Source organism: Pseudomonas sp. NPDC090592 (assembly GCF_044769185.1).
In the GTDB taxonomy this organism is placed as follows: Bacteria; Pseudomonadota; Gammaproteobacteria; order Pseudomonadales; family Pseudomonadaceae; genus Aquipseudomonas.
On sequence record NZ_JBIVXJ010000001.1, the window covers coordinates 266,582 to 285,537 of the forward strand.

15 protein-coding genes are annotated in these 18,956 nt (G+C 63.4%); 5 read left to right on the forward strand and 10 right to left on the reverse strand.

Annotated elements, in window-relative coordinates; genetic code table 11:
• Positions 1–124 precede the first annotated feature (124 nt).
• The 3 genes from ACIQUI_RS01180 to ACIQUI_RS01190 all read left to right on the forward strand — a co-directional run bounded on the left by ACIQUI_RS01180 (position 125) and on the right by ACIQUI_RS01190 (position 5,432).
• Positions 125–1,930, forward strand: a complete 1,806-nt coding sequence (locus tag ACIQUI_RS01180; protein WP_391136637.1) for a phenylacyl-CoA dehydrogenase — start codon at positions 125–127, stop codon at positions 1,928–1,930.
• A 315-nt stretch (positions 1,931–2,245) separates the two neighbouring features.
• Positions 2,246–3,529 (forward strand): diguanylate cyclase, encoded by a 1,284-nt coding sequence (locus ACIQUI_RS01185; protein ID WP_403194317.1) that lies wholly within the window; start codon positions 2,246–2,248, stop codon positions 3,527–3,529.
• A gap of 124 nt (positions 3,530–3,653) precedes the next feature.
• Complete coding sequence (locus ACIQUI_RS01190; protein WP_403194319.1) at positions 3,654–5,432, forward strand: acyl-CoA dehydrogenase C-terminal domain-containing protein; 1,779 nt, start codon at positions 3,654–3,656, stop codon at positions 5,430–5,432.
• Between the two features lie 366 nt (positions 5,433–5,798).
• Here the strand turns inward: ACIQUI_RS01190 and ACIQUI_RS01195 are convergent, their stop codons facing one another.
• Complete coding sequence (locus ACIQUI_RS01195; RefSeq protein WP_403194320.1) at positions 5,799–6,722, reverse strand: LysR family transcriptional regulator; 924 nt, start codon at positions 6,720–6,722, stop codon at positions 5,799–5,801.
• A gap of 210 nt (positions 6,723–6,932) precedes the next feature.
• On the opposite strand from ACIQUI_RS01195, the gene ACIQUI_RS01200 reads away from it, so the two are divergent.
• Positions 6,933–8,210, forward strand: coding sequence for an aspartate aminotransferase family protein (locus ACIQUI_RS01200; RefSeq protein WP_403194322.1), 1,278 nt, complete (start codon positions 6,933–6,935; stop codon positions 8,208–8,210).
• Between the two features lie 148 nt (positions 8,211–8,358).
• The gene (locus ACIQUI_RS01205; RefSeq protein ID WP_009681539.1) at positions 8,359–8,517 is read left to right on the forward strand and encodes a YqaE/Pmp3 family membrane protein; all 159 of its coding nucleotides are present in this window, start codon (positions 8,359–8,361) and stop codon (positions 8,515–8,517) included.
• A gap of 120 nt (positions 8,518–8,637) precedes the next feature.
• Here ACIQUI_RS01205 and ACIQUI_RS01210 read toward each other — a convergent pair whose 3' ends face one another.
• From ACIQUI_RS01210 to ACIQUI_RS01250, 9 genes are all read right to left on the reverse strand, one after another.
• Positions 8,638–10,461, reverse strand: a complete 1,824-nt coding sequence (locus ACIQUI_RS01210; RefSeq protein WP_403194324.1) for a prolyl oligopeptidase family serine peptidase — start codon at positions 10,459–10,461, stop codon at positions 8,638–8,640.
• Entirely contained in the window at positions 10,427–11,587 is a 1,161-nt protein-coding gene (pqqE, locus tag ACIQUI_RS01215) for a pyrroloquinoline quinone biosynthesis protein PqqE (protein WP_403194325.1), read from the reverse strand. The genes ACIQUI_RS01210 and pqqE overlap by 35 nt, the downstream gene beginning before the upstream one ends.
• Positions 11,559–11,834, reverse strand: coding sequence for a pyrroloquinoline quinone biosynthesis peptide chaperone PqqD (gene pqqD / locus ACIQUI_RS01220; protein ID WP_403194327.1), 276 nt, complete (start codon positions 11,832–11,834; stop codon positions 11,559–11,561). The genes pqqE and pqqD overlap by 29 nt, the downstream gene beginning before the upstream one ends.
• A complete protein-coding gene (gene pqqC / locus ACIQUI_RS01225) occupies positions 11,831–12,586 on the reverse strand; it encodes a pyrroloquinoline-quinone synthase PqqC (protein ID WP_012270176.1) in 756 nt (251 codons plus the stop codon). Before pqqC ends, pqqD begins: the two co-directional genes overlap by 4 nt.
• A 158-nt stretch (positions 12,587–12,744) precedes the next feature.
• Complete coding sequence (gene pqqB / locus ACIQUI_RS01230; RefSeq protein WP_403194329.1) at positions 12,745–13,656, reverse strand: pyrroloquinoline quinone biosynthesis protein PqqB; 912 nt, start codon at positions 13,654–13,656, stop codon at positions 12,745–12,747.
• 83 nt (positions 13,657–13,739) lie between these two features.
• Positions 13,740–13,811: a pyrroloquinoline quinone precursor peptide PqqA gene (gene pqqA / locus ACIQUI_RS01235; protein ID WP_008365141.1), complete on the reverse strand. Its 72-nt coding sequence runs from the start codon at positions 13,809–13,811 to the stop codon at positions 13,740–13,742.
• Positions 13,812–13,983: 172 nt separating this feature from the next.
• The gene (pqqF, locus tag ACIQUI_RS01240; protein ID WP_403194331.1) at positions 13,984–16,272 is read right to left on the reverse strand and encodes a pyrroloquinoline quinone biosynthesis protein PqqF; all 2,289 of its coding nucleotides are present in this window, start codon (positions 16,270–16,272) and stop codon (positions 13,984–13,986) included.
• Between the two features lie 143 nt (positions 16,273–16,415).
• Positions 16,416–17,210, reverse strand: a complete 795-nt coding sequence (locus ACIQUI_RS01245; RefSeq protein WP_403194333.1) for a carbon-nitrogen hydrolase family protein — start codon at positions 17,208–17,210, stop codon at positions 16,416–16,418.
• A gap of 14 nt (positions 17,211–17,224) precedes the next feature.
• On the reverse strand, positions 17,225–18,907 hold the full coding sequence (locus ACIQUI_RS01250; protein ID WP_403194334.1) for a flavin monoamine oxidase family protein: 1,683 nt from the start codon (positions 18,905–18,907) through the stop codon (positions 17,225–17,227).
• Positions 18,908–18,956: the final 49 nt, after the last annotated feature.

Sequence of the window (18,956 nt, forward strand, 5' to 3'; positions counted from 1 at the left end):
TAAATGGCGCCATAGTCCCTCCTTGACAGAATGCGGAGCTAAACGTAAGTTTCAAACAACTGTTTGATAAGACGGCCGCCAAGAGCTGGTCACCCCCACAGAACTGACCCAGAGGTTCATCGCAATGCCTGATTACAAAGCCCCCTTGCGTGATATCCGCTTCGTTCGCGACGAGCTGCTCGGCTATGAGGCGCACTATCAGAGCCTGCCGGGCTGCCAGGACGCCACGCCCGACATGGTCGACGCGATCCTCGAAGAAGGTGCGAAGTTCTGTGAGCAGGTGCTGTCGCCGCTGAACCGTGTGGGTGACCAGGAAGGCTGCACCTGGAGCGAATCGGGCGTGAAAACCCCGACTGGCTTCAAAGAGGCCTACGAGCAGTTCGTCGAAGGCGGCTGGCCGAGCCTGGCCCATGACATCGAGCACGGTGGCCAAGGCCTGCCAGAGTCGCTGGGCTTGGCCCTGAGTGAAATGGTCGGCGGTTCCAACTGGTCGTGGGGCATGTACCCAGGCCTGTCGCATGGCGCGATGAACACCATTTCTGCGCACGGCACCGAAGAGCAGCAGCATACCTACCTGACCAAGCTGGTGTCCGGCGAGTGGACCGGCACCATGTGCCTGACCGAGCCACACTGCGGTACCGACCTGGGCATGCTGCGCACCAAGGCCGAGCCACAGGCCGACGGCAGCTACAAAGTGTCGGGCACCAAGATCTTCATTTCGGCCGGTGAGCACGACATGGCCGGCAATATCGTCCATATCGTCCTGGCCCGCCTGCCGGATGCGCCAGCCGGTACCAAAGGTATCTCGCTGTTCATCGTGCCGAAGTTCCTGCCCAATGCCGAAGGCGGCGTGGGTGAGCGCAACGGTGTGAGCTGCGGCTCTATCGAGCACAAGATGGGCATCCACGGCAACGCTACCTGCGTGATGAACTTCGATGCGGCCACCGGTTACCTGATCGGCCCGGCCAACAAAGGCCTGAACTGCATGTTCACCTTCATGAACACTGCTCGCCTGGGTACCGCGCTGCAAGGCCTGGCCCACGCCGAGGTGGCGTTCCAGGGTGGCCTGAAGTACGCCCGTGAGCGCCTGCAGATGCGCTCGCTGACTGGCCCGAAAGCACCGGACAAGGCTGCCGACCCGATCATCGTCCACCCGGACGTGCGCCGCATGCTGCTGACCATGAAGGCCTTCGCCGAAGGCAACCGGGCAATGGTGTACTTCACCGCCAAGCAGGTGGACATCGTCAAGTACAGCCAGGACGAAGAAGAGCGCAAGAAGGCCGATGCCCTGCTGGCGTTCCTGACCCCGATCGCCAAGGCGTTCATGACCGAAGTCGGTTTCGAAGCGGCCAACCATGGCGTGCAGATCTACGGCGGCCACGGCTTCATCGCCGAGTGGGGCATGGAGCAGAACGTGCGCGACAGCCGTATCTCCATGCTGTACGAAGGCACTACCGGCATCCAGGCGCTGGACCTGCTGGGCCGTAAAGTGCTGATGACCCAGGGCGAAGCACTGAAGGGCTTTACCAAGATCGTGCACAAGTTCTGCCAGGCGCAGGAAGGTAACGAAGCGGTCAAGGAATTCGTCGAACCGCTGGCGGCAATCAACAAGGAGTGGGGCGAGCTGACCATGAAAGTGGGCATGGCCGCCATGAAGGACCGCGAAGAAGTGGGCGCGGCCTCGGTCGATTACCTGATGTACTCCGGTTATGCCTGCCTGGCCTACTTCTGGGCCGACATCGCCCGCCTGGCGGCCGAGAAGCTGGCAGCCGGTACCAGTGAAGAGGCGTTCTACACCGCCAAGCTGCAGACTGCGCGCTTCTACTTCCAGCGTATCCTGCCGCGTACCCGTACTCATGTGGCGACCATGCTGTCGGGTGCCAACAACCTGATGGCAATGGACGAAGAAAACTTCGGCCTGTCGTACTGATTCATCGGTTGTACCGAAAACCCGCCTGCCCTCACCGGCAGGCGGGTTTTTGCATTCTGACGAGGCTGAACACTATCCCTTGTGGGAGCGGCCTTGTGTCGCGATCGGGCTGCGCAGCAGCCCCGACAATTTCGACTGTGGCGCAGAAGGCGGGGCCGCTTCGCGCCCCAATCGCGACGCAAGGCCGCTCCCACAGGGATCGCGTGCAGACAGGAGGATGGCTGCTCTTTACTTCTTGGATTCAACTGTTCATGTGCACTGCCGATGAAGTAAGGGCACAATGCCACTATTGATCTGCCGGGTTGGAGATTACCCTTGTTTCGTTTTAATGCTGTTCGCGCAAGCCACTTTCTGCCATCGCTCGTTTTGTTGCTGGCAGGGCTCGCTGCGGCCTACGTGAGAGACCTCAGTGTCTTTTTCACATCGCTGTTCAACGTCCTGCCCACCTTGGTTCTGTTGCTGGGCGGCGCCTACTGCGCGGTTTACCGCCGCCAGCGTGAGCTGTTCATGATGCTCACCGTGTACATCGCCTACTTCCTGCTCGATACCCAGACCGACTTCTACCGTGACCACGGCCGCGTGCGCGAGGACGCCGCGGTGATCTTCCACCTGGTATGCCTGCTGCTCCCCGCGGTGTTCGGGCTGTATGGCGCCTGGCAGGAACGTACTCACCTGCTGCAGGACCTGGTCGCCCGTGGCGCCGTGCTGTTCGCCGTGGGCAGCGTGGCAGTGGCCCTCGAACAAAGCTTCCCCGAAGCCCTGCTGACCTGGCTGGCGGAAATCCGCTGGCCCGCCCTGCATGGCCAGTGGATGAGCCTGATCCAGCTGGTCTACCCCTTGTTCCTCGGCGTGTTCATCTTGCTGGTGGTGCAATACTTGCGCGCACCGCGGCCTCTGCACGCGGCGCTGATAACGGGGCTGCTGGGCATCTTCTGGATGCTGCCGCAAACGTTCATCCTGCCGTTCACCCTGAACATCATGTGCAGCCAGGTGATGCTGATGATCGCCGCAGCGGTAGCGCACGAGGCCTACCAGATGGCCTTCCGCGACGAACTGACCGGCCTGCCGGGGCGCCGTGCGCTGAACGAGCGCATGCAGCGCCTGGGGCGTAACTATGTGATCGCCATGACCGATGTTGACCACTTCAAGAAATTCAACGATACCCATGGCCATGATGTCGGTGACCAGGTGTTGCGCCTGGTGGCCAGCCGTTTGTCCAAGGTGACCGGAGGCGGCCGGGCCTACCGTTATGGCGGCGAGGAGTTTGCCCTGGTGTTCGCTGGCAAGACCGCCGAGGAATGCGTGCCCCACGTGGAAGCGGTGCGCGAGGTGATCGCCAACTATGTGATGCACCTGCGCGACCAGAGCAACCGCCCGCAGGACGATACGGCCGGCCGTCAGCGGCGGGCGGGCAGCGCTGGCGGCACGGTATCGGTCACTATCAGTATCGGCGTGGCCGAGCGCCAGGCTGATCACCGCAACCCCGAAGCGGTGCTCAAATCCGCCGACCAGGCGCTGTACAGCGCCAAAGGTGCAGGGCGCAATTGTGTCATGGTGCATGGGCAACAATCGCAACGAGGAGCAGTGCGTACAGTGTGACCGGCGGCGACCATGCGGTCGATTGATGACCCTATGTCTCGTAAAAGTTGTTCGGTTACACTGCAAGCAACCCCAGTGTCGCGGTTCCCCGAGACCGCCCCGACCCGACTAGCGAGAGGTTGTCATGGCTGACTATAAAGCGCCGCTGCGCGACATGCGCTTCGTACTGAATGAAGTCTTCAACGTGGCCGAGCAGTGGGCGCAGTTGCCCGGGCTGGCCGAGGTTGTCGATGCCGACACTGCTATGGCCGTGCTGGAAGAAGCCGGCAAGGTCACCGCCAAGTCCATCGCGCCGCTCAGCCGCGCCGCAGATGAAGAAGGTTGCCACTGGCAAAACGGTGCGGTACGCACCCCAGCCGGTTTCATCGAGGCTTACAACACCTACGCCGAAGGCGGCTGGGTGGGCGTGGGCGGCGACCCGCTGTTTGGCGGCATGGGCATGCCCAAGGCCATCTCGGCCCAGGTCGAGGAAATGGTCAACGCCTCCAGCCTGGCGTTTGGCCTGTACCCGATGCTGACCGCGGGCGCCTGCCTGTCGATCAATGCCCACGCCAGCGAAGCGCTGAAGGAGAAGTACCTGCCGAACATGTACGCCGGCGTGTGGGCCGGCTCCATGTGCCTGACCGAGCCACATGCCGGTACCGACCTGGGCATCATCCGCACCAAGGCCGAGCCCCAGGCAGATGGCAGCTACAAGGTCAGCGGCACCAAGATCTTCATCACCGGTGGTGAGCACGACCTGACCGAGAACATTATCCACCTGGTGCTGGCCAAGCTGCCTGATGCGCCAGCGGGGCCGAAAGGCATTTCGCTGTTCCTGGTGCCCAAGTTTTTGGTCAACGAAGATGGCAGCCTCGGTGCACGCAACCCGGCCACTTGCGGTTCGATCGAGCACAAGATGGGCATCCAGGCCTCGGCCACCTGCGTGATGAACTTCGACCAGGCAGTGGGCTACATCGTCGGTGAGCCGAACAAGGGCCTGGCCGCCATGTTCACCATGATGAACTACGAGCGCCTGGGCGTGGGCATTCAGGGCCTGGCCTCGGCCGAGCGTTCCTACCAGAACGCAGTGGAGTACGCACGCGACCGACTACAAAGCCGTGCCCCGACTGGCCCGCAAGCCAAGGACAAGGGCGCTGATCCGATCATCGTTCACCCGGACGTGCGCCGCATGCTGTTGACCATGAAGGCGCTGATCGAGGGTGGTCGGGCTTTCTCCACTTACGTTGCCATGCAACTGGACAGTGCCAAATACAGCGAAGACCCTGCCGTACGCAAGCGCAGCGAAGAACTGGTGGCGCTGTTGACCCCGGTGGCCAAGGCCTTCCTTACCGACCTGGGCCTGGAGTGCACGGTGCACGGCCAGCAGGTATTCGGCGGGCATGGTTACATCCGTGAGTGGGGGCAGGAGCAACTGGTGCGTGATGTGCGCATTACCCAGATCTACGAAGGCACCAATGGCATTCAGGCCCTCGACCTGATGGGTCGCAAGGTGGTGGCCAGCGGTGGGGCTTACTACAAGCTGTTCTCTGACGAGATTCGCCAGTTCATTGCCAGCGCAGGTAGCGAGCTGAATGAGTTTGCCAAGCCACTGGGCGCTGCACTCGACCAGCTCGACGGGCTGACCGAGTGGGTGCTGGAACAGGCCAAGGGCAACCCGAACGAAATTGGCGCGGCGTCCGTCGAGTACCTGCATGCATTTGGCTATGTTGCCTATGGCTACATGTGGGCACTGATGGCCCGGGCGGCGCAGGCGGGTGATGGGGATACGGCGTTCTATTCCGGCAAGCTGGGCACGGCACGGTTCTACTTTGCGCGGTTGCTGCCACGGGTGAATTCGCTGGTGGCTTCGGTGAAGGCGGGGAGTGAATCGCTCTACCTGCTGGATGCCGAGCAGTTCTGACGATTTTTGGGGCTGCTTTGCAGCCCATCGCGACGCAAGGCCGCTCCCACATTGATCGGCGTATGCAGGACCTTGTGGGAGCGGCCTTGCGTCGCGATGGGCCGCAGAGCGGCCCCATGTAGGGTGTATCTGCGAATGCTTCGCCCTTGTAAGCTTTTTCCTACACGACGTGGTGACTTTTCACCACTGTTCTCAGATTGGATCCACGGTTAATCTTTACCACATGGACGTTGCGCAGGAAGCGCAAAGGACAGACTAGGGACAGCGACGAAGGACCACCTGCCAGGATGGCGGGGCGATACGGATGTCACAGGGAAACAGTCTGGGAAACCCCGCTTCGGCGGGGTTTTCTTTGTGTGCGTTTTTTCAGCCCAGCACATCCAGTGGCGATGCACCCAGCAGCCGGGCGTCCGTCTCTTCTTCCAGCAGCGTGCGCAGCAGCTCCACCGAGGCCTGCTGGCGCTGGGCATCGCGGAACACCAGGCCAACCTTCAGCGGTACCCGCGGTTCGCTCAACGGCTTCCACAGCAGCCCCTGGCCGTCCTCGGCCGCCTCCTTGGCCCGGCCGGGCAGAATGGTCGCCAGTGCCGTGTGCGCCAGGCTGTCGAGAATCCCTGCCATGTTGTTCATCTCCGCCTGCACGTGTGGCCGTCGCCCCTGGCTGGCCAGCTGCGCCTGCCAGATCTGGCGGATCTGGAACTCCTCGCCCAGCATCAGCATGGGCAACTCGGCGGCCTGGCGAATGGAAACCTTCTTGAAGTCCTTCAGGGGATGGGTATCCGGGATGACCAACTGCAGCTCATCTTCATACAGCAACAGGCCATGTAGCCCAGGCTGGCGTGGCGGCAGGTAACTGATGCCGATGTCCAGGCTGCCATTGAGCAGGCGCCGTTCGATTTCCAGCCCCGACAATTCATAGATCTGCACCACCAGGTGTGGCTGTGCCTTGCGTAGCCGTTCGAGCAACTGCGGCACCAGGCTTGGCCGCACGGTCTGCAATACACCAATGGCCAAGGTGCGCAGCGACTGGCCCTTGAAGTTGCGCATGGCCTCGTGGGCCCGCTGCAACCCGTCGAGCAACGGCAAGGCGTGGTTGTACAGGGTGTGCGCTGCCAGGGTCGGCAGCAGGCGCTTGTTGCTGCGTTCGAACAAGCTCAGGTCGAGGCTGTGTTCCAGTTGGCGGATCTGCTGGGAGAGTGCCGGCTGGGACAACGACAGGCGCTCGGCGGCACGGCCGACATGGCCTTCTTCATACACCGCGACGAAATAACGCAGTTGGCGGAAATCCATAAGTAACACTTATCGAAAATGCTGGAAAAACGAAATGGTCGAAACCCCCTGTGAGGCCTAGTCTATCGCCGTATTCCAACGGGTTACAGCGATCAATCGGTTGATTGTTACCCCGGATGAAAAACACTTTTGATAGGCAAGGCAAAATATCGAGCGGCGGCACCAAGACCGCCCCGCGCCTGCCCCTTACCGTGCAAGGCTGGAGCCCTGATGAACCTGTTCAACCTGCGCCGCTCGGCCCCTGCTGCGGCCGCCGAGCCCAAGCGCGCGCCCGTGATGGTGCCGCCAGCCGAGCTATCGCGTGAGCGCCTGATGCCAAGCGCCGAGCGCGCAGAGCAGGTATTCGTGCGTGGCCAGGGCTCGTGGTTGTGGGACAGCGAAGGGCACGCCTACCTGGACTTCACCCAGGGCGGTGCGGTCAACAGCCTGGGCCACAGCCCCAGTGCGCTGGTGAAGGCGTTGGGCAACCAGGCCCAGGCGCTGATCAACCCGGGCGCGGGCTTTCACAGCCGTGGCCTGCTGGGGCTGGTCAACCGCCTGTGCCAGAGCACGGGCAGCGACCAGGCTTACCTGCTCAACAGCGGTGCCGAGGCCTGCGAAGGTGCGATCAAGCTGGCACGCAAGTGGGGCCAGCTGCACCGCAACGGCGCCTATCACATCATCACCGCCAGCCAGGCTTGCCATGGCCGCAGCCTGGGCGCGCTGTCGGCGTCCGACCCGCTGCCGTGCAACCGCTGCGAACCTGGCCTGCCGGGCTTCAGCAAGGTGCCGTTCAATGACCTGGCTGCCCTGCATGCCGCAGTGGATTCGCGCACCGTGGCGATCATGCTTGAGCCAATCCAGGGCGAGGCGGGTGTGATCCCCGCCACGCAGGAATACCTCAAGGGCGTGGAAACACTGTGTCGCGAACTGGGCATCCTGCTGATCCTCGATGAGGTGCAGACCGGAATTGGCCGTTGCGGTGCGTTGCTGGCCGAAGAAACGTACGGTGTGCGCGCCGACATCATCACCCTGGGCAAGGGCTTGGGCGGTGGAGTGCCACTGGCCGCCTTGCTGGCCCGGGGCACAGCATGCTGCGCCGAGCCCGGCGAACTGGAAGGCAGCCACCATGGTAACGCGCTGATGTGCGCTGCGGGCCTGGCTGTGCTGGACACGGTGCTGGAGCCTGGCTTCTTCGCGCAGGTGCAGGACAACGGCCGCCACTTGCGCGAAGGCCTGAGCCGCCTGGCCGGGCGCTATGGCCAGGGTGAAGTGCGCGGTCAAGGCCTGCTGTGGGCACTGCAACTGAAAGAAAACCTGGCCTGTGAGCTGGTGGCCGCGGCCCTGCACGAAGGCTTGCTGCTGAATGCCCCGCAAGCGGATGTGGTGCGTTTTTCACCGGCGCTGACCGTGAGCAAAGGCAACATCGACGAAATGCTGCTGCGCCTGGCGCGCGCCTTTGCCCGCCTGCATGCCCAGCAGCAGGCCCGCCGCGAAGTTCCGGCTTAGTGGCACGTTAAAGAATTCTACGAACCGTCTGGCGTTCCTGCGCATCGCCCCTGGCCTGTTTCATTCGGCCCGGGGCGTTTTTTTTTGCCTGTGGAACCTCTGCGGCGGGCGGCTAGTCTGTGATGTAACCCCTTCAGGAGAGACTCGCATGGACTTTATCCGCATCATCATTGCCATCATTCTGCCGCCGCTCGGCGTGTTCTTGCAGGTGGGGTTTGGCGGGGCGTTCTGGCTGAATATTCTGCTGACCTTGCTGGGGTATATTCCGGGGATCGTGCACGCGGTGTACATCATCGCCAAGCGTTAGCCTGTCAGGGCCTCATCGCCGGCAAGCCGGGCTCCCACAGTGTTGCGTAGCAATCAATGCCTGTGCAGTACCTGTGGGAGCTGGCTTGCCTGCGATTGGGCTGCGAAGCAGACCCCAGGGTCAGCCTTCTAGTACCCGGCAATAGAACTTCCACTCCTCTTCCAGCGCATGCGCCAGGTTTTCCGCCTTACGGAAACCATGCCGCTCGCCCGCATAGAAGTGCCCCTCAGCCTCAATCCCGTTAGCCTGCAACGCCGCCAGCATTGAACGCGTCTGCTCCGGCACCACCACTGCATCCAGCTCACCCTGGAAGAAAATCACCGGCACCTTGATCTGCCCCGCATGCAGCAGCGGCGTGCGCTGGCGATAGCGCTGCGCATCCTGTTGCGGATCGCCGATCAACCAGTCCAGATAATCGCCCTCGAACTTGTGCGTGGCACGGCCAAGCGCAATCGGATCGCTGACCCCGTACAGGCTGGCGCCGGCGCGGAACACGTCATGAAACGCCAAGGCACACAGTGTGGTGTAGCCACCGGCACTGCCCCCACGGATGAAGGCCTTACGCCTGTCGACCAAGCCTTGAGCCGCCAGGTACTCAACCGCCGCGCAGGCATCGGCCACATCGCTTTCGCCCCAGCGCAGGTGCAGTGCCTGGCGGTACTCCCGGCCGTAGCTGGTGCTGCCCCGGTAATTCAGGTCGGCCACGGCAAAGCCACGTTGCGTCCAGTACTGGATGCGCGGGTCGAGCACGGGATAACAGGCCGACGTCGGCCCGCCGTGGATGAACACCACCAGCGGTGCGGCGCCTTGCGATTGCGCTGGCGGATAGAAGAAACCATGGGCCAGTTCGCCGTCGCGGCCATAGTTGATCGACTGTGGCAGGCTGATCTGCTCTGCCGGCAGCATTTCGGCACCACCGGCCAGCACGCGGACCTCGTGGTTGATGCGGTCGATGGCAATCACTGCCGGCGGGCTGATGGGCGAGGCGGCAATGGCATAGAGGTGCTGCGCATCCATGGCCAGGCTGCGAAAGCGGGTATAGGCACTGGCGAAGCGTTCCATGCGGCCATCGTCGTGACGCAGCCCCAGTTGCCCGAAGCCATCCTTGAACCAGCTGGCCAGGTAGCTTTGCGGGTTCAGCGCCAGCCAGGTACAGCTGCCCAACTGCCAGGGCGCAGCCGCGTGGTCCGCAGGCCCTGCAGGCAACGCCTGCCAGTGGCCATCGACCTCACCCCAAGGCTGCCAGAAGCCATTGCGGTCGGACAGGCAGTAGAGTCGGCCTTCGGCATCGAAACGTGGCTGTTGCAGGGACTCGACGTCGTTGGCCACACACTGCGCTGGCCCCCAGTGGCCATTGCTGGCGCGAGCACGGCACATCAACCGGGTGACAGTCCAGGGCTGGGCCGGGCGGTCCCATTCAATCCACGCCAGGCGCATGCCATCGGCACTCACGGTAGGTGAGGCGTAGAAATCGGCGCCCTCGGCGAGCACCTCGTGGCTGCTGTTACCCAGAGCGACCAGGCGATGCTCCACCTGCCCGGCATGGCGCTCCTCCACGGCCAGCACCAGGCCTGCGTGCCACTGCACATCGCCGTAGCGGCAACTGGCATCCTGGGTCAGCGCGCGCGGTTGCAAATCTTCCAGCGACTGAGTGTAGACCTGCTGGTCCTTTTCGTTGACGAACACCAGCCCGTCGCCACCCAGGCAGAAGCTGCCACCACCATATTCGTAGACCCGGCTGCGCACGCTGAAACCATCCGGGGTCAGGCAGCGGGCCTGGCAGTACAGCCAGTGCCAGATACGGCAAGCACCGTCGGCCGGGCGAAATTCGACCCAGAACACCCCGTCGGCACTGACCTTGAGTTCGGCAAAGTCGGTACCGGCGGCAACCGCCTGCGCCGCGCTGAACTCAGCCGCGGGCGATGACACGTGAGTTTCTATCATTGCGGAAGGTCATCTGTTCAATGGCGAGCTGGGCGGTTTCCGCCTCCTCGCGGGCCTTGAGGATGATGCCGTGGTCGGCCGACTTGGCGCACACAGGGTCGGCGTTGCTGGCATCGCCGGTGAGCATGAAGGCCTGGCAGCGACAGCCGCCGAAGTCCTTTTCTTTTTCATCACAGGAGCGGCACGGTTCGCGCATCCACTCGTAGCCACGAAAGCGGTTGAAGCCGAACGACTCGTACCAGATATGGTGCAGGTCATGATCACGTACATTGGGGAACTGCACCGGCAGCTGCCGGGCGCCATGGCAGGGCAGCGCGGTGCCGTCCGGGGTGATGGTGAGGAACAGGTTGCCCCAGCCATTCATGCAGGCCTTGGGGCGCTCTTCGTAGTAGTCCGGGGTGACGAAGATCAGCTTGCACGGGTTGCCTTCGGCCTTGAGCTTGCTCCGGTACTCGTTGGTGATGCGCTCGGCCCGCTCCAGTTGCGCACGGGTTGGCAGCAGGCCCAGGCGGTTGAGGTGCGCCCAGCCGTAGAACTGGCAGGTGGCAAGCTCGACGAAGTCGGCGTCCAGGGCAATGCACAGCTCGATGATGCGGTCGATCTTGTCGATGTTGTGCCGGTGGGTGACGAAGTTGAGCACCATTGGGTAACCGTGGGCTTTTACCGCACGGGCCATTTCCAGTTTTTGCGCAAAGGCCTTCTTCGAGCCGGCCAGCAGGTTGTTCACTTGCTCGTCGCTGGCCTGGAAGCTGATCTGGATATGGTCCAGGCCGGCCTTCTTGAAGGCGGCGATGCGCGCCTCGGTCAGGCCTATCCCTGAGGTGATCAGGTTGGTGTAGTAACCCAGGCGCCGGGCTTCGCCGATCAGCTCGGCAAGGTCCTGGCGCACCAGCGGTTCACCACCGGAAAAGCCGATTTGCGCGGCGCCCATTTCCCGCGCCTCGGCCATCACCTTGAACCACTGTTCAGTGGTCAGCTCCTGGCCCTGGGCGGCAAAGTCCAGCGGGTTGGAACAGTACGGGCACTGCAATGGGCAGCGATAGGTCAGCTCGGCCAGCAGCCACAGCGGCAGGCCGACCGCGGGCGTGGGCGGCACCTCAGGCGAGGACGATCCAGTGTTCGGCACGGGCCACCTCCATGAACTGCTCGATGTCGTCGGCCACTTCCGGGGCATCGGGGAATTGCTGTTCGAGTTCGCTGATGATGGCGGCCACGTCACGCTGGCCGTCGATCAGGCCACCGATCAGGCTGGCACTTTCGTTGAGCTTGATCATGCCCTCAGGGTACAGCAGCACATGGCCCTTTTGCGCCGGCTCGTACTGGAAGCGGTAGCCGGGGCGCCAGTTCGGCACCTGGTTGCGGTCGAAACTCATAGGGTGATCCCCTTGTGCCACACCCGGTCCTGGGTGACGGAGTGATAAGGCGGGCGGTTCAGCTCGTAGGCCATGCTCATGGCGTCGAGCATGCTCCAGAGGATATCCAGCTTGAACTGCAGGATCTCCAGCATACGCTCCTGGCCCGCGCGGGTGGTGTAGTGCTGCAGGGTAATCGCCAGACCGTGCTCCACGTCACGCCGGGCCTGGCCCAGGCGGGTGCGGAAGTACTCGTAGCCGGCCGGGTCGATCCACGGGTAATGCTGTGGCCAGCTGTCCAGGCGCGACTGGTGGATTTGCGGGGCAAACAGCTCGGTCAGCGAGCTGCTGGCGGCCTCTTGCCAGCTGGCGCGGCGGGCGAAGTTGACGTAGGCGTCCACGGCAAAGCGTACGCCGGGCAGTACCAGTTCTTGCGAGCGCAGCTGGTCCGGGTCGAGGCCGACAGCCTGGCCCAGGCGCAGCCAGGCTTCGATGCCGCCGTCTTCACCGGGGGCGCCATCGTGGTCGAGCAGGCGCTGGATCCACTCGCGGCGCACTTCGCGGTCCGGGCAATTGGCCAGGATCGCGGCATCCTTCATCGGGATGTTGACCTGGTAGTAGAAGCGGTTGGCCACCCAGCCCTGGATCTGTTCGCGGGTAGCGCGCCCTTGGTACATCGCCACATGGTACGGGTGATGGATGTGGTAATAGGCGCCCTTGGCGCGCAGGGCCTGCTCGAATTCGGCAGGGGACATTGGCAGTGCGTCGCTCATTCGGCTGGCTCCTGTAAACGATTCTCTGGCCTGGCACACGACTCCCCTGTGGGAGCGGGCATGCCCGCGAACACCGGCGCAGCCGGTGCCATACACTGTGTTGGGTTCTTCGCGGGCATGCCCGCTCCCACAGGGGCTCGTGTGGCCTCGCTGACTTTTTACAACTCGATACTCATGCCATCAAAGGCCACTTCCACACCCCGGTGCAGCACTTCGGCGCGCTCGGGCGAGTCTTCGTCGAGGATCGGGTTGGTGTTGTTGATGTGGATAAGCACCTTGCGCTGGCGCGGGAAGCCATCGAGCACTTCCAGCATGCCGCCGGGGCCGTTCTGCGCCAGGTGGCCCATTTCGCGGCCGGTGCGGGTGCCCACGCCACGGCGCTGCATTTCGTCGTCTTCCCACAGGGTGCCGTCGACCAGCAGGCAGTCGGCGCCGTGCATCATCGCCAGCAGCTTTTCGTCTACCTGGCCCAGGCCCGGGGCGTAGAACAGCTTGCCGCCAGTGCGGGTGTCTTCTACCAGCAGGCCCAGGTTGTCACCGGGGTGCGGGTCGAAGCGGTGTGGCGAATAAGGCGGTGCGGCGCTGCGCAGCGGGAATGGGCTGAACTTGAGGTTGGGGCAGGCCTCGATCACGAAGCTGCCTTCCAGCTCGATACGGTTCCACTGCAGGCCACCGTTCCAGTGGCTGAGCATGTTGAACAGCGGAAAGCCGGTGGTGAGGTCCTGGTGGACCATGTCGGTGCACCACACCTGGTGCGGGCAGCCTTCACGCAGGCTGAGCAGGCCGGTGGTGTGGTCGATCTGGCTGTCCAGCAGCACGATGGCGTTGATGCCGGTGTCGCGCAGGGCACGTGCCGGTTGCATGGGCGCAAAGGCCTGCAGTTGGGCGCGGATATCGGGCGAGGCATTGCACAGCACCCAGTGTACGCCGTCGTCGGACAGGGCGATGGACGACTGGGTGCGCGCCGTGGCCCGCAGGGTGCCGTCACGGTAGCCCTTGCAGTTGACGCAGTTGCAATTCCACTGCGGGAACCCGCCACCGGCGGCGGAGCCGAGAATCTGGATGTGCATGGCCACTCTCTTTGCTGTGCGAAAATCCGTCGCTAAAAAACGAAAACGCCCCGGCGGGCCGAGGCGTGGAACCGCAAGCCGGCTTAGCGGCTAGCGAAGTACATGGTGACTTCGAAGCCGATACGCAGGTCAGTGTAAGCAGGTTTGGTCCACATGGGATTACTCCTTCGGGATGGGTTTTGGGGTTACTCAGCTACTACTTGGGTACCACCATGAACAGGAGGTTCCCGGAACTGGGATTGCGCTATCTTACAAGAAAATTTTGTACCGAAAGGTTAATTATTCGGAAAGTGCCTTTGCACTTTGCGTAACAATCACGGGTTTGGCTTATCGCCAATCAGGGTCTGGCGCGGCAGCGTTGGCCAGACATAGCCAGGATGAACCTGCATCAAGCAGGCTACCCAGCAGCTGGTCCAGATCCGTCTGCCGCGTGTTCAGGATAGCCTTGCGCAGTACATCCAGCTGGCCGGGTTGTGTAGCCAGGTGTGTCTGCCATGCCCACTCGGCGACATCGGCGTTGGCCATTGCGGGTTCGTCGAATTGCCCGGCCAGGGCCCGTTGGGCGGCGGGGTCAAGGGTGACACCCTGGCGCAGCAGGCTGAGCAAGTGGTCGAGAATCTGTGCCGGGCTGGTATGGGGTGACTGCACGCCGAACAGCAAGCCATTGACGCCCTCGACCTGACGAAAGGCGCTGAATACTGCATAGCCAAGTTGCAGTTCTACCCGCAGGCGCTGGTAAACCGGCCCTTGCAGCAGCTGCGCGAGCAGGCGGCCGCTGGCTTCGTTGGCCGCTGGCAATGGGCAGAACAACAACAGGGCATGTTCGCTGCCCGCTACGTCGACGTGCTCCCAGCGATGGTTGGCCCATGTGGGCAAGGCGGCAGGTCGCGAGCCTCGTCCGGGACAATGCTGTAATGCGCTACCCAAGCCCTCTAGCGCGGCATCATCGAAGCCTGCTGCCATGCCATGCCAGCTTGCGTGTTGCCACAGGTCATCGAGTTGCGGCTGTGCCAGTGTGCAGGCCGTTACCGCCGTGGGCTGGGTATTCAGTACCGCGTCGGGCAAGTGCTTGATCAAGCCCCTGATCGGGATCAGCGCCGGTAGCGTTGCCGTGCGCGGCTGCCAACAACTGGCTGCTGGCTTGAGCATCAAGGCCAGGGCCTGCTCTACAGTGCGCAGCACCGCCGCCGGTAGCCCGGCGCAGCGCAACTGCCAGTGCTCACCCGCGGCACTGAACTGCAACTGCACCGCCGCACGTTCGCAGCGCGCTTGCAGCGGGGCGAGCGCTTGTTCAATTACGCCCTGCATGCGTTGGCGCAGGGCTGACCGCACATGCCAGCGCAGATAAAGCGCGGCGTACTGGCGAGTGCCAGGCAGCTGGTCGCAGCGCTTCAGGGCCTGCGGCAGAGGTTTCGCTGCACCAGTGGGCAAAGCTGTGATCAGTAAAGGGTCGACCGGGGGCAGTTGCCATTGCCCGTGTGCCTGGCTCGGCAGGCCTTCCAGCAGGCTGCGCAGGGCTTGCATGGCTTGCGTATCCAGCTTGGCGAACGGCTGGCCTGTGCTGTCGCGACGGGCCAGCTCAAGCGCGCTGGCACTTGATTCATGGCTGTGCTGCAGCAGGCCGAACTCGCTGTTCAGCTGTTCAAGGTCGGCCTGACGGATGAAGCTGAACCAACCTTGCAACAGGTCATGGGCATCGCCCGGTCTGGCGCTTGCGCTGAGTTGCAGGTCGATGTGCCAAAGTAGCTGTCCGGCGAAGGCGTACAGCTTCTCGGCCTTGAAATTGTGTAGCCAGCCACGCTGACGAAGGGCATCCAGCCAGCTTCCCGGGCGGCTGTCGCCGAGGCTGGCAACCAGCAGCTCAAGGGCGGGCTCGGCGCCAGCCGGCAGGTTCTCGTGAGCGAAAACCAGCGGTGTAGTCCTCGTCGACAGTGGCGGTGGCGGGGTTTGGGGCATGCGTCGGCCCGTTGCGAACAGCTCGGCATGCTGCCGGCCAAGTTGTTCCAGCGCTTCGAGCGGCTGTGGGCCGCACAGGCTCAAGACGATCTGGCCGCCCTGGTAGAAGCGTTGATGAAAGCCGCAAAGGGCGTCCTGGAAGGCTGGATCCTGCAAAGCCAGGGTGTGCCGGTTACCGGCGTGAAAGGCGCTCAGCGGATGGCCCGGTGCCGCTGTTTGCAGCAGGGCGAACTGTTGCTGGGCCTGCGGGTTGCGCGACCAGGCAATGAACTCTGCGTGAATCACTTCACGCTCGCGGCGTTGGCGCTCGATGCCCAGGTCTGGTTCGGCCAGCATCTGGCACAGGCGCTCAAGCCCCCCGGCCAAAGCATGGGGGGGCACTTCGAAGAAAAAATCGGTGACGCGTTCCCGGGTGCTGGCGTTGACCTGGCCGCCGAGCGCCTGTACGTAACGCATCAGGCCGTCGTGCAGGGGGAAGCGTGGGGTGCCGAGGAAGAACAGGTGTTCAAGGAAGTGAGCCAGGCCGGGCCATTTGCCGGGCGCGTCGTGGCTGCCGGCGTGCACCCGCAGGGCGGCTGCCGAACGCTTCAGGCGCGGGGCGTGGCGCAGGGTAAGCTGCAAGCCGTTGGCGAGGGTGAGGTGGCGGGTGGCGTCAGGCATGGGGGCTCCAGTGGCTGGTTTCCATGCTAACCCATTTGTTGGCAGGCCCGGCCTCTTCGCGGGCTTGCCCGCTCCCACAGGTACGGCGTGATCCTCAGATTGACGCGAATCCTGTGGGAGCGGGCATGCCCGCGAAAGGGCCTTCAGCCTTTACGCACATGCAGCTCCTGGCGCAAATCGTCCAGATAAGGGAAGGCCAGGCGCCCCTGCACCACCCGCTCATGCTCAAGCTCCGCCAGCAACTGGCATTCATCCCGCCCAGCCATGGCCAGCAGGCTGCCATCCGGGCCAATGATGCTGCTCTGCCCGCAATACTGGATCTCGTCTTCCGCGCCGCAATAGTTGGCATACACCAGGTAGCACTGGTTCTCTTGCGCCCGTGCCCTCACGGTCACCTGGCAGACGAAGTCGTAAGGCGTCATGTTCGCCGTCGGCACCAGGATCAGCTCGGCCCCGTCCAGTGCCAGGCGCCGGGCGTTCTCCGGGAACTCGATGTCGTAGCAGATCAGCAGGCCGACCTTCCAGCCATCCAGCTCCACCACCGGGAAGTGGTCGGGACCTGCACTGAACATAGCGCGGTCCAGCTCGCCGAACAGGTGGGTCTTGCGGTAGTTGCTCAGGCTGCGGCCGTGCGCATCGATCAACTGCACACTGTTATAGATCGCCCCGTCATCACCACGCTCCGGGTAGCCATAAACGATGGCGATGCGGTGTGCCTGGGCGATCTCCATCACCTCCATGGCTGCCGGGCCATCAGTGGCCTCCGCCAGGCGCCCGGCCTGGGCCAGGCCGATGTTGTAGCCGCTCAGGAACATTTCCGGGCACACCAGCAACTGCGCACCGCGTTCAGCCGCCAGCTGCGCCTGCTGGCGCAGCCGTTGCAGGTTGCCGGGTACGTCCAGTGGCTTGGGTATGCCCTGGAACAGAGCAATGCGCATGCTGCCTCCTTGTGTCAGTCCGCCAGGGCGATAGGGCCGATCTCGTCGAACACGTCGCCAGGGCCTGGGTTGTCCGCGTGGGTGCGGCCACCAAAGTGGTTCATGATACCCCACACCGCATTCAGCGAGGTCTGCACCGCGCCTTCCACCCAGGCCGGGGTCCACGACACATCGTCACCGGCAATGAACATGCCGCGCTGTTCGGCGGGCATGTCCTGCTGCATGAAGTGCGCGTACATGCGCTGGTTATAGCGGTAGTGGCCCGGCAGCGCGCCCTTGAAGGCACCAAGGAAGTGCGGGTCGGCCTCCCAGGAAATGGTGATCGGGTCGCCGATGATATGCCCGGCGATGTCGGTCTTCGGGTAGATCTTCTTCAGCGCATCCAGGGCCAGCTGCACGCGCTTTTCCACCGGGTGCGGCAGCATCTTCAGCGCGTCGCTCATCCAGGCGTAGGACAGGCAGATCACCCCCGGTTTGTCGTCGCCGTTGTCGAACAGGTAGGTGCCGCGAGTGAGGCGGTCGGTGAGGGTCATGCTCATCAGGTCGCGACCGGTTTGCGGGTCCTTGTCCTTCCAGAATGGCCGGTCGACCATGACGAAGGTTTTCGACGACTGCATGTAGCGGGTGCGGTCCAGGGCCATCCACATCTTTTGCGAGAACAGCGATTCCTCGCAGTCGATCTGGGTGGTTAGCAGCCAGGTCTGGCAGGTGGCGAGCACGGCTGCGTAGTGGCGGGTGTCGCCCCAGTTGTCGGTAACCGCCAGGCGGCCATCGGCGGCGCGGGCGATCCGTTTAACCCCGGTACGCGGTGCACCGCCATGCAGGCCGCTCAGGCTGGTGCCCTGCGGCCAGTGGGCGCAGCGCTCCGGCACATGGCGCCAGATCCCTTGTGGCACCTGCTCCACACCGCCGACGACCAGATGCTGGTGGTCGTCGCAGTTGGTCATCACCACGCGGAAGATTTCCAGCATCGAGTTGGGGAAGTCCGAGTCCCAGCCGCCGGTGCCGAAGCCGACCTGGCCGAACACTTCGCGGTGCTGGAAACTGAGCTTGGCGAACGAGCGCGAGGTGGCGACAAAGTCGTAGAAAGTGCGGTCGTCCCACAGCGGCACCAGCTTGTTCCACAGCTCCTTCAGGCGCGGCACGTCGCGGTCGCGGATGGCTTGCTGGATGTCTGCAAACTGGGCGCCGCTTTCCAGCGCATCTGCCCAGGCGTCGGCCACTTCGTGGAACAGCTGGGGCAGGTCGGTGGCTTTTTCGGCGTAGTAGGTCTGGCCTTCCAGGTCGATCACGGTGCTGCCCGAAGCCGGGGTCAGCGGGTTGGGGAAGGGTTTGGTCTCCAGGCCGAGCTTGTCCACGTAGTGGTAGAAGGCGGTGGACGACACCGGGAAGCGCATGCCACCGAGTTCGGCGATGATCCCGTCGGTGCCGTTGAAGGCTTGCGAACGCAGCCGGCCACCCAGTTTGGAGGCCTCGTATACCACTGGTTTGAGGCCCAGCTTCATCAACTCGTAGGCCGCGACCAGGCCGGCGATACCGGCACCGACGATGGCCACTTCCTCACCGTGGCGCTCAGCTGGGATGCTACCAAGGCCTGCGGGGTGTTCCAGCCAGTCGTCGAAGGCGAAGGGGAAGTCCGGGCCGAAGATAGTAATCGGCTGCTTGCCGTCGGCGGGGTGGCGGTTTTTCTTGTTCATGAAGTGACCTTGCCAGAGGGGCTGCGCGGGGAGCGGAGCCTGAGTATAG